The sequence below is a fragment of the Polynucleobacter sinensis genome, from assembly GCF_001595985.1.
Classification (GTDB): domain Bacteria; phylum Pseudomonadota; class Gammaproteobacteria; order Burkholderiales; family Burkholderiaceae; genus Polynucleobacter; species Polynucleobacter sinensis.
In genome coordinates this window covers 413,324-424,441 of the sequence record NZ_LOJJ01000003.1, presented here as the reverse complement: position 1 = coordinate 424,441, position 11,118 = coordinate 413,324, and the positions used below count along the sequence as shown (strand labels likewise).

The 11,118-nt window shown below is 46.1% G+C and carries 7 protein-coding genes; 4 read left to right on the top strand and 3 right to left on the bottom strand.

All coding sequences use genetic code 11. The annotated features are described in order from the left end of the window. Window positions 1-49: 49 nt before the first annotated feature. From folD to AOB49_RS05880, 3 genes are read right to left on the bottom strand one after another with little or no spacing between them, the layout of a single operon-like run. Complete coding sequence (folD, locus tag AOB49_RS05890) at window positions 50-904, bottom strand: bifunctional methylenetetrahydrofolate dehydrogenase/methenyltetrahydrofolate cyclohydrolase FolD (protein ID WP_062308918.1); 855 nt, start codon at window positions 902-904, stop codon at window positions 50-52. Window positions 905-918: 14 nt separating this feature from the next. Further along, a complete protein-coding gene (locus AOB49_RS05885) occupies window positions 919-1,569 on the bottom strand; it encodes a response regulator transcription factor (RefSeq protein ID WP_062308917.1) in 651 nt (216 codons plus the stop codon). 34 nt (window positions 1,570-1,603) lie between these two features. Beyond that, window positions 1,604-4,135 (bottom strand): PAS domain-containing sensor histidine kinase, encoded by a 2,532-nt coding sequence (locus AOB49_RS05880; protein ID WP_062308915.1) that lies wholly within the window; start codon window positions 4,133-4,135, stop codon window positions 1,604-1,606. 203 nt (window positions 4,136-4,338) lie between these two features. Here AOB49_RS05880 and aceE point away from each other — a divergent pair, with 203 nt between their 5' ends. The 4 genes from aceE (at window position 4,339) to AOB49_RS05860 (ending at window position 11,105) form a co-directional block, all read left to right on the top strand. Continuing rightward, window positions 4,339-7,035 (top strand): pyruvate dehydrogenase (acetyl-transferring), homodimeric type, encoded by a 2,697-nt coding sequence (gene aceE / locus AOB49_RS05875; protein WP_062308913.1) that lies wholly within the window; start codon window positions 4,339-4,341, stop codon window positions 7,033-7,035. Window positions 7,036-7,050: 15 nt separating this feature from the next. Next, window positions 7,051-8,367, top strand: a complete 1,317-nt coding sequence (aceF, locus tag AOB49_RS05870) for a dihydrolipoyllysine-residue acetyltransferase (RefSeq protein WP_062308911.1) — start codon at window positions 7,051-7,053, stop codon at window positions 8,365-8,367. 9 nt (window positions 8,368-8,376) lie between these two features. Further along, entirely contained in the window at window positions 8,377-10,173 is a 1,797-nt protein-coding gene (gene lpdA / locus AOB49_RS05865) for a dihydrolipoyl dehydrogenase (RefSeq protein WP_062308909.1), read from the top strand. A 71-nt stretch (window positions 10,174-10,244) separates the two neighbouring features. Continuing rightward, window positions 10,245-11,105 (top strand): helix-turn-helix domain-containing protein, encoded by an 861-nt coding sequence (locus tag AOB49_RS05860; RefSeq protein ID WP_062308907.1) that lies wholly within the window; start codon window positions 10,245-10,247, stop codon window positions 11,103-11,105. Window positions 11,106-11,118 lie beyond the last annotated feature (13 nt).

The window sequence follows — 11,118 nt, the reverse complement described above, 5'->3', positions numbered from 1 at the left end:
TGGACTAGCGATTTTTTTGCCAACGAAGCAACGTCAGAGCTCACAAGACTTAATGTTTGCTCGCCTTCTCAGCCGCCTCTAGAGTATTCATGAGTAGCATGGTGATAGTCATTGGTCCAACACCACCAGGCACTGGGGTAATCCAGCCAGCAATGTACTGAGCCGCATCAAAATCGACGTCACCACACAGCTTGCCATCAGGAAGACGGTTGATACCAACATCGATGACTACAGCACCATTTTTAACCATATCGCCAGTAATCATTTTGGGTTTACCGGTAGCCACTACCAAGATATCTGCATCTTTAGTGTGGTGAGCTAGATCACGTGTTTTGCTATTGCAAATGGTGACCGTAGCGCCCGCCTGAAGCAACAACATAGCCATAGGTTTTCCGACAATATTAGAAGCGCCAACAATCACAGCGCGAGCTCCGCGAATAGGATAGTCAATGCTTTCTAAAATCTTCATGCAACCATAAGGGGTGCAGGGTTTGAATTCTGGTTGACCAACCATTAGTGCGCCAGCATTGGCCACATGGAAACCGTCGACATCTTTTTCAGGGGCAATCGCCTCAAGTACGCGTTCTGCAGCAATATGCTCTGGTAGTGGTAGTTGAACCAAGATGCCATGAATGGCTGGATCAGCATTTAAAGTAGCAATGCGAGCAAGTAACTCTTCTTCGCCCAAATCAGCGGAATAGCGCTCTAGAACTGAATGAAATCCAACATCCTCACAGGCTTTGACTTTATTGCGAACATACACTTGGCTTGCTGGATTATCACCAACAACAATAACCGCTAGGCCAGGTCTGGTGCCTTTGGCGGTGACAATGGCGCCTCGAGCGGCAATTTCAGCGCGAAGTTTCTTGGAGAGAAGATTTCCATCAAGTAGCTGTGCAGGCATTGGGTAAGCGGTGATTAATTTGTAGGCTGAGGATCAGAGAGTGCGAGACGCAAGAGGTCGGCTACGGTATTAACGTTGAGCTTTTCCATAATGTTCGCGCGATGTGCCTCCACTGTCTTTATGGAGATGCCAAGATCGTCGGCAATTTGTTTATTCAGACGACCTGCAACAATCCGTTCTAGAACTTGACGTTCGCGACCGGTAAGTTTACTGAGTAAGCTTTGGGTAATTTTACGTTGACTAGCTTGCGAATAATCTACACGCGCCTTAGCCAGCATGCGATCGACTAAGCCGCACAGATCATTTTCTTTAAATGGTTTTTCAATGAAGTCTACTGCGCCACGTTTCATTGTTGATACTGCCATTGAAACATCCCCGTGACCAGTGATAAAAGCCACAGGCATTGGAAGATTTTCGCTGATTAAACGCTCTTGTAATTCAAGGCCCGACATACCCGACATTCTGACGTCTAAAATGGCGCAAGAGATCGTGGACTTGTCTGTGCTCTGCAAGGATTGAAGGAAGCGTTCGGCGCTAGCATGGCAACGAACAACGTAGCCATTGCTTTCAAGTAGCCAAGTGAGTGAATCTCTCACCGCCTCATCGTCATCAACAACATAAACCACTTCAGCTTGATTGGGTTTAGTAGCGGCACTAACGTTCATAGCATCTCTCATAGAAATCTAAAAATACGAAAAGTTAAATATTACCCTCAGAACCAGGGGACTCCAGAGGCAATAGTATTGTAAAGCTGCAGCCTGACAGCTTTGTCTGCTCGGCATCCATGAGGTTTTTGGCCCACAGACGCCCTTGATGAGACTCAATAATTGATCGGCAAATATTCAAACCCATACCCATTCCATCATTTTTTGTGCTGAAAAAGGGCTCAAACATGCGTTCAATGACGGAATCGGCGATTCCAGCCCCAGCATCGGTTACCTGGATCCGAAGCATGGCGGGAAAGGTGCTGGTATCAAGATCGGCGGAAATGGCTACTGGTGGTGCCGTCCAGCGGGAGGAGAGGGGGTATACCTCTCTAAGGCTATCTAGGGAATTTTTGAGAAGATTGACCAATACTTGCAAAATTAATACCGGATCTAAGTCGACCATGGGAAGGTTTTCGGCCACATGGGAAGTGATGCTAAGTCTGTGACGATGCGCCTCAATTTCGACAAGGCCAACTGCATCACTAATAATTTCTCCAATGTCACAGGACTTGCGTTGAGGTTCGCTTCGCTTCACAAATCCCCTGATGCGCTGAATAATGGTTCCGGCTCGATGTGCTTGATCTGAGGCTTTTTCGAGCGCAGGCAGAATATCTTTTTGTAATGCTGGGTCAAGGTGACCTTGCAAACGCTTGATAACACCCATGCAGTAATTTGAAATGGCTGAGAGCGGTTGATTCAATTCATGTGCCAATGACGATGCCATCTCACCCATTGTGGTTAAGCGACTGGTAAATTGCATACGCTCTTCTTGTTGTCGCGCCAAATCATCTGCCTCAATACGAATAGTAATATCTGTAGCAATTAAGAGTTGTGCTAATTGCCCATCTACCCAAGGCACAAATCGGCGACGTACCTCATACCACTTTGAGGTACCGGTAGTTTCATCGATTAATTGAATCTCCTCAGATTCAGACTCTTGATATAGGGATGATGGCGGAATCCCTGGGGTTGAATCATTTATACCTTCAGATAATTCAAGCATCGTATTGTGAATGATTTCACCGCCCGCTAAATCAAAATGTCCTTTTGGCGTTTCACCAAAACGTTCGCGATAAAAGCGGTTTGCGAAAAGAAGTGCTCCAGTTTCATTTGAAACTACTGATACGGCAGCATCCAAACTTTCAAGAACCGTGACAAAGCGCACTTGTGATGCTGCTAATTCTTCGCGAATTTTCTTGGGCTCAGAAATATCAATTAAGGAGGTGACCCAGCCGGTTTGCTCACCTTTTTCGTTAATCAGGGGAGCGATAAAAGTGCGCGTTTGGATGATGGAGCCATCTCGATGAAGAATTGAGCCTTCAATACCAATATTCTTTTCCTCGCTCAGGGCTAACTTCAAACCCTTATTCATTTTTTCAATGAGCTCCACTTTTTGACCCTCAGGCCAGAAGACAAAAGGGGGCTTAAGCCCAATGAGCTCTTTTGCAGACCAGCCAGTCATTTCACAGAAGGCGGGGTTTACATAGGTAATTGTTCGATTCATGTCGTGAGCTCGAATTCCCACTGGAGTGGAATTTTCCATCGCCCTACGAAAATTAGTTTCGGCTCGCAGATTGGCCTCTGCCTCTTGTCGAACTTGCATTTGTTTGAGGACGGACCATAAGCTCCAAATCACAAATGCACTCAACCCCAACACAACGCCAATGAGCATTCTGAAAGTTAAATTAGTTGCGGGCGGGTAGGTGTCAATGCGTAGACTTAAATTCGGACTCAAAACGCCGATATCAAGACTCGTCTGATTACTAAAAGCTCTTTTTGGAGTGTTTGTATCGGATGAAATGGCGAGAACTTTCTCGTCGTCGGTCAAAAGCGTAAATCGATACTGAGCTTTTAACTCGCCAGGGATCATATCAATCAGACCTTGGGTTGTGTAGAGGACGACTGCCATGCCCTTAACACTATTTCCTGAGATCTGAGGAACGGTTTGCCAAAAGACATTTCGAATTTCTTTTGAAATTGGCTCTTCTTTAGGCACTTGTAGTGTAATAAAGTGACTGAAAGCCGATCTATGGGTGGCTACACTTAGCTCAATTGTTTTTCTGAGTGCATCATTAATTAATGATGCGTTTTCTGGCTTATTAAACCAGTCTGTTTTCAAATTACTTTGCGGTAGCTTCCACTCGCGCTGGCTATTTTCATTAATCCACAAGACTTGCACAATTTCATGATTGTTTTGCAATAAATTCTCTGCTTGGACGATCACGTTTTCGCGTGACTTGTCAGTCTCACTTGCACTTAAGTATTCCCGACCCATTGATTGCAAAATATCAGTGTTATTCGTGAAACGTAACTGAATCCTTTGCTTTGCAAATGACAACTCTCTAAATAGTGCAGACTCTTGTTGGCTTTTTTCTTGAAGTTGAAGTGTTCCCAGGATGATTCCCATCACACTGGTGAATAGCACAATGGCTAATAGTGGGGTGTAGACCAGCCTAAAACTCTGAATACGACGAAGCCACTTCACAGGTTTTAGTTGCCAGATGGAAAATGCGATTTTTTTCATGAATTCAAGCTATTTTGCCTGATTGATCTCTTTATTTAGGTGTTTTCAAGTTTCCTGCTTGATAAATTGCATTGCAGCAATTTTCCACATAATGAGAAATACTATCATTATGTGGAAAATTGCTTGTTTACACCCATAGACCTTCCTAGAATATTGCCTATAGAGTGAATCATTAACACCGATGTATCTAATGGAGATAAGTTATGGCGGCAGTTCCAGATCAAATTTTGGGTAGCGCAGGTAAGCAGGATGCGGATCCAGTTGAAACTCAAGAGTGGTTGCAGGCCTTAGACGGTGTAATCCGTAATGAAGGTGCTGAGCGAGCTGCTTTCTTAATAGACCAACAAATTTCTCATGCACGCGTGAATGGTGTTAATCAACCTTTCCACGCTGAAACTCCTTACATCAACACAATTCCTGTAGAGCAGCAAGCTCGCTTACCTGGCGATCAGAATGTTGAGCATCGTATTCGTTCTTATACACGCTGGAATGCGATGGCAATGGTATTGCGTGCCAATAAAGATACTAACGTTGGTGGACATATCTCCTCGTTTCAATCTGCCGCAACTTTATATGACGTTGGATTCAATCATTTTTGGCATGCACCAACACCAGAACACGGTGGCGATTTAATTTTTGTGCAAGGACACTCTGCGCCCGGCATTTATGCTCGTGCGTACATGTTAGGTCGCTTGGCTGAGGAGCAGTTGAATAATTTCCGTCAAGAGGTTGGTGGAAAGGGTATTTCCAGTTATCCGCATCCATGGTTGATGCCGGACTTTTGGCAGTTCCCAACTGTCTCAATGGGCCTTGGTCCTATCATGGCCATTTATCAAGCGCGCTTTATGCGCTATATGCAAGATCGCGGATTTATTAAGCCGGAAGGCCGAAAAGTTTGGGCATTCTTGGGTGATGGAGAGACTGATGAGCCTGAGTCACTCGGTGCAATCGGTATGGCTGGTCGCGAAAAACTGGATAACCTTATCTTTGTGGTGAACTGTAATCTGCAGAGATTAGATGGCCCGGTGCGCGGTAACGGCAAAATTATTCAGGAGCTTGAGAGCGAGTTCCGTGGCGCAGGTTGGAATGTCATTAAAGTCGTTTGGGGCGGCCATTGGGATGCACTCTTCGCACGCGATAAAAAAGGCATTCTGATGCAGCGACTAGGCGAAATTGTCGATGGTCAGTATCAAACCATGAAGGCAAAAAACGGCGCCTATGTTCGTGAGACGGTATTTAACACTCCAGAATTAAAAGCATTGGTAAGTGACTGGAGTGATGATGAAATTTGGCAGCTTAATCGAGGCGGTCATGATCCTCATAAAGTATTTGCTGCATTCCATGCTGCGGTAAACCACAAGAATCAACCGACTGTGATCTTAGCTCACACCATTAAGGGTTACGGAATGGGCGGTTCTGGTGAGGCAATGAATATTGCGCACCAAGCAAAAAAAATGAATGCGGATGACGTGCGTCGTTTCCGTGACCGCTTTGAGATTCCAGTCAAGGATGAGCAGTTAGATGAGATGCCTTTAGTTAAGTTTCCTGAAGGTAGTCCAGAGCTTGAGTATATGAAGGCTCGTCGTCAGGAACTTGGCGGCTATTTGCCACAGCGTCGCATGAAGGCCGAAAGTTTGCCTGTGCCAGCCTTAGATACATTTGCAGCACTTTTGGAGGCGACTACAGAAGGTCGTGAGATTTCTACCACGATGGCATTTGTGCGCATGCTCAATACAGTTGTTCGCGACAAGATTCTTGGTAAGCGTGTGGTGCCCATTGTTCCAGATGAATCTCGTACTTTTGGTATGGAAGGTATGTTCCGTCAGTTAGGGATATGGAATCAATTGGGTCAGCTTTACACCCCTGAAGACCATGATCAATTGATGTTCTATAAAGAGGATAAGCACGGCCAGATTTTGCAAGAGGGCATTAATGAAGCCGGTGGCATGTGCGATTGGATTGCAGCAGCAACTTCGTACTCTACTCATGGCGTACCTATGCTGCCTTTCTATATCTTCTATTCGATGTTTGGATTCCAGCGCATTGGCGACTTATGCTGGGCCGCTGGAGATATGCGCAGTCGCGGCTTCCTTTTAGGTGGTACGGCTGGCAGAACCACGCTCAATGGTGAGGGTCTCCAGCATGAGGATGGTCATAGTCAGGTATGGAGTGCCGCTATTCCAAACTGCATTAGCTATGACCCAACCTTCTCATTTGAGCTTGCAGTGGTGATTCAAGATGGTATGCGTCGCATGTTGACTGATCAAGAGGATGTCTACTACTACATCACTTTGATGAACGAAAACTATGCCCATCCAGCGATGCCTAAAGGTGCGGAGCAGGACATTATTAAGGGCATGTATAAGTTGAAGTCTGTTGGCGATGCGAATGCAAAGTTACGCGTTCAGTTGCTTGGTTCTGGAACGATCTTCCGTGAAGTGATTGAGGCAGCTGAAATATTGCACAAGGATTGGGGCATCGCTTCAGACCTTTGGGGTTGTCCAAGCTTTACAGAGTTGGGACGTGATTGGACTACTGTTCATCGCAGCAACTTACTCAATCCTACTGCGGCGCCAGCTCTATCGCATATTGAGAAGTGTCTTAAAGATACTAGCGGACCAATCATTGCTGCTACTGATTATGTTCGTTTGTTTGCTGAGCAAATTCGTCCGGCTATTCAGCACATCGGTCGCCGCTTCGAGGTTTTGGGCACAGATGGTTTTGGGCGCTCGGACACACGTGAGAAATTACGTGATTTCTTCGAGGTGGATCGTCGTTGGGTGGTATTAACAGCGCTGCGCTCTCTAGTGGACGCCGGCCAACTTGATCGTCAGAAATTGGCTGAAGCCATCAAAAAGTACGAGATCGATACGACTAAACCAAACCCAATGACGGTTTGATAAGAGATAGAGAATATGAGCCAATTAATTGATATCAAAGTTCCAGATATTGGGGACTACAAGGATGTACCCGTCATTGAAGTGCTAGTAAAGGCTGGTGACCAAGTTGAAAAAGAGCAGTCGATTGTTGTCCTTGAGTCGGATAAGGCAACCATGGATGTGCCATCCTCACACTCGGGCATTGTGAAGGAAGTCAAGGTTAAGGTGGGTGACTCAATTTCGGAAGGGGCAGTTGTTCTTGTTCTTGAAGAAACCGCTGTAGGAGCTGCTCCTGTATCTACACAAGCAGCCCAAACTACACCAGCTGTAGCAAAGGCAGAGCCAGTTGCGTCTCCTGCTTCACCTAAGGTAGAGCCACCAATTACGCGCGCTCCAGCACCACCCCCAGTAAGCAATGCTGCGCCTGAGACCGATACAAATGCAAGCCATGCCAGCCCTTCCGTTCGCAAGTTTGCCCGCGAACTTGGTGTCACAATTTCTCAAGTAAAGGGTACTGGACCTAAAGGCCGTATTACTCAGGAGGATGTGCAGGCATTCGTAAAAGCTGCGATGAGTGCTGGTACCAATGGCGCTAATACTAGCGGTGGAAGTTTGGGCGGCTTAAATTTAATTCCATGGCCTAAAGTTGACTTCTCGAAGTTTGGTGAGACAGAGCGTCAACCGTTAAACCGTATTAAAAAATTAACTGCCGCGAATTTAGGCCGCAATTGGGTAATGATTCCCGCTGTGACCTACCATGAAGATGCTGATATTACAGATCTGGAGGCATTTCGCGTTCTTACTAATAAAGAGAATGAAAAGCAGGGCGTCAAAATTACCATGCTAGCCTTCTTAATGAAGGCTGCTGTAGCTGCACTGAAAAAGTATCCAGAGTTCAATAGCTCACTCGACGGAGATGATTTAGTCCTTAAGAAGTATTTCAATATTGCCTTTGCCGCCGATACGCCAAATGGCTTAGTGGTCCCAGTAATTCGTGATGCGGATAAAAAAGGGATTTTTGAACTTGCACGCGAAACTTCTGAATTGGCTGCCCTTGCTCGTGAAGGTAAATTAAAGCCAGATCAAATGCAGGGTGCCAGTTTTACGATTTCATCTCTAGGTGGCATTGGTGGAACATATTTCTCACCAATAGTGAATGCTCCTGAAGTTGCTATTTTGGGTGTTAGCAAGGCCTCCATGAAGCCTGTGTGGGATGGAAAACAATTTGTACCGCGTTTGATTTGTCCCTTATCGCTCAGCGCAGATCATCGCGTCATTGATGGCGCCCTGGCAACGCGCTTTAATGCCTATATTGCTCAGCTTATGTCCGACTTTCGTCGTGCAGCGCTATAAGGAGGAAATATGGCTAAGCAAATGATTCTTGTGCCGGATATCGGTGACTACGACGATGTTCCAGTTATTGAAGTTCTGGTTAAGGTTGGTGACGTCATAGAGAAAGAGCAAGCACTGCTTGTTCTTGAATCCGATAAGGCCACTATGGAAGTTCCTGCAGATGCTTCTGGCACTGTTACGGGAATTTCTGTAAAGGTTGGCGATAAAGTCAGCAAGGGTAGTGTTGTTGCTGAGATTGAGTTGGCTGGCGGTGCGGCTGTTGCTGCTCCTCAAGCATCTCATTCACCGGCACCTGCCCCAACTTCGCCACTACCAACTCCATCAACAGCGCCTATCCAGACTCCAATCGCTGGGCAATACGGTGGTAAGGTTGATCATGAGTGCGAGGTATTAGTGCTGGGTGCTGGGCCAGGTGGCTATAGTGCTGCTTTCCGTAGCGCCGATTTGGGCATGTCAACGATATTGGTTGAACGCTATGCTACCTTGGGTGGTGTGTGCTTGAATGTTGGTTGCATTCCATCTAAGGCTTTATTGCATACCACTGCAGTCATGGATGAAGTGAAAACCATGTCAAAGCATGGCATCACTTATGGAGCCCCGCAAATTGATATTGATCAGCTTCGTGGTTATAAAAATTCTGTCATTGCTAAATTGACCGGAGGCTTGGCTGGTATGGCTAAGGCCCGTAAAGTGAAAGTAGTTCGTGGCTTAGGTCGTTTCTTAGATGCAAATCACGTCGAGGTTCAGCTAACAGGGGGCGATGGTCAAGATCTCACTGGTCAGAAAGAGGTGGTTCGTTTTCAGAAAGCGATTATTGCCGCTGGTAGTCAGCCAGTAAGCTTGCCATTTTTACCAAAAGATCCTCGCATTGTTGATAGCACTGGGGCTCTCTTGCTCAAGAGTGTTCCTAAGAGAATGTTGGTCATTGGCGGCGGCATTATTGGTCTGGAGATGGCTACCGTTTACAGCACCTTAGGTTCTCGAATTGATATAGCTGAAATGATGGATGGGCTCATGGCTGGCGCCGACCGTGACTTGGAAAAAGTTTGGGAGAAATTCAACGCAGGTCGATTTGAAAAAATCATGCTCAAAACACGCGCCGCCAAAGCTGAAGCAAAGCCTGATGGAATTCATGTGAGTTTTGAAGGTGAAAATGCTCCAGCAGAGCCGCAGTTGTATGATCTTGTGTTGGTTGCTGTTGGTCGCACGCCAAATGGTAAGAAGATTGATGCGGCGGCCCCTGGCGTAGTGGTTGATGAGCGCGGCTTTATCCCAGTGGATAAACAAATGCGCACCAATGTAAACAATATTTTTGCGATTGGCGATATTGTTGGTCAGCCGATGTTGGCGCACAAGGCAGTTCACGAAGGTCATGTTGCTGCTGAAGCTGCATCTGGCGAGAAGTCTTATTTTGATGCGAAGCAAATTCCTTCCGTTGCTTATACCGATCCTGAGGTAGCTTGGGCCGGCTTAACAGAAGAGCAGTGTAAGGCTCAAGGAATTGCGTACGAAAAAGGCTTATTTCCTTGGGCTGCTAGTGGTAGAGCGATTGCCAATGGTCGAGACGAGGGTTTCACGAAACTGATTTTCGATGCCACCAGCAAGCGCATTATTGGTGGCGGTATTGTTGGTACTCACGCAGGTGACTTAATTGGCGAGGTGTGTCTTGCAATAGAGATGGGTGCTGATGCGGTAGATATTGGCAAAACCATCCATCCACACCCAACGTTAGGTGAATCTGTTGGGCTTGCTGCTGAAGCTGCTCACGGCCACTGCACCGATCTCCCGCCGGTGAAGAAGAAGTAATTCGAGCGTTATTTTGCAGTGCAACATAGTAATGCTGTGCATTGCTATTTGCACTATGAGATGATCTCATCATGTCAAAGGTAATTCGCTTACTACATGGTGAGTTTGGAAGGGTGGCACTCCTTGAAATGGATGCCCCCCTAGTTACTCATGCGCACCATCACTGTCACATTCTTTGCAAGGTGGCCGGTCCTGATATTGCTTTTCAGGTGAGAGGGATCCATTGCCCGTTGACTAGTGAAAACGCGGTATTAATTAATGCCTGGGAGGAGCACTCCTATTTGCATTTGCCAGTTAATGGGGAGAGCCCCATATTGCTTGCCTTATACCTTGAACCAAAGTGGCTCGCCTCTTTTAGTAAGAAATTCTTAGCAAGTAGCCATCCCCGCTTCTTCTCGAGTAACCTTTCGGCAATGGGTGTAATACAAAAGCAAATTCTCGAAAAGATTTCAATGGAGTTGTGGTGGTCTGATCAAATTACTCATGATCATCTTGAGTCCATGTTGCTAGATCTGACCTCAACCTTCATGGAGGATATTGGGTGCATTACCCAAAGCGATCTTCGTGCAGCAGGAAATGCTATGGCCTTCATGGATCCGAGAATTCGTAAGGCGATTCACTTGATGAGAACATCGCCTCAGGGCTTTAGCGACATTTCCACTGTTGCAAAAAGCGTTGACTTATCACGCTCCCACTTTTTTGAATTATTTCGACGCTGCACAGGTTTATCGCCAATTGTTTTTGCAAACGTTCTTAAAATGGAATTTGCCTTCGATGCACTCGCAAATAAAGAAGAAAGTTTGATTGATATTGGCGATGAACTCGGCTTTTCTGCTCCTAGCCATTTCACAAGATTCTTTAAACAGCACCAAGGTGTGGCCCCGAGCCTCTATCGATTGCAGGTAGAAAAAACTTCTAAATTTGATTCTTAGGGTTTTCCTGATA

What these genes read in the sequence shown, in the direction of transcription:
- folD (WP_062308918.1), bottom strand. Translation starts at nt 904, where the DNA reads ATGCCTGCACAGCTACTTGATGGAAATCTTCTCTCCAAGAAACTTCGC.
- AOB49_RS05885 (WP_062308917.1), bottom strand. Translation starts at nt 1,569, where the DNA reads ATGAACGTTAGTGCCGCTACTAAACCCAATCAAGCTGAAGTGGTTTAT.
- AOB49_RS05880 (WP_062308915.1), bottom strand. Translation starts at nt 4,135, where the DNA reads ATGAAAAAAATCGCATTTTCCATCTGGCAACTAAAACCTGTGAAGTGG.
- aceE (WP_062308913.1), top strand. Translation starts at nt 4,339, where the DNA reads ATGGCGGCAGTTCCAGATCAAATTTTGGGTAGCGCAGGTAAGCAGGAT.
- aceF (WP_062308911.1), top strand. Translation starts at nt 7,051, where the DNA reads ATGAGCCAATTAATTGATATCAAAGTTCCAGATATTGGGGACTACAAG.
- lpdA (WP_062308909.1), top strand. Translation starts at nt 8,377, where the DNA reads ATGGCTAAGCAAATGATTCTTGTGCCGGATATCGGTGACTACGACGAT.
- AOB49_RS05860 (WP_062308907.1), top strand. Translation starts at nt 10,245, where the DNA reads ATGTCAAAGGTAATTCGCTTACTACATGGTGAGTTTGGAAGGGTGGCA.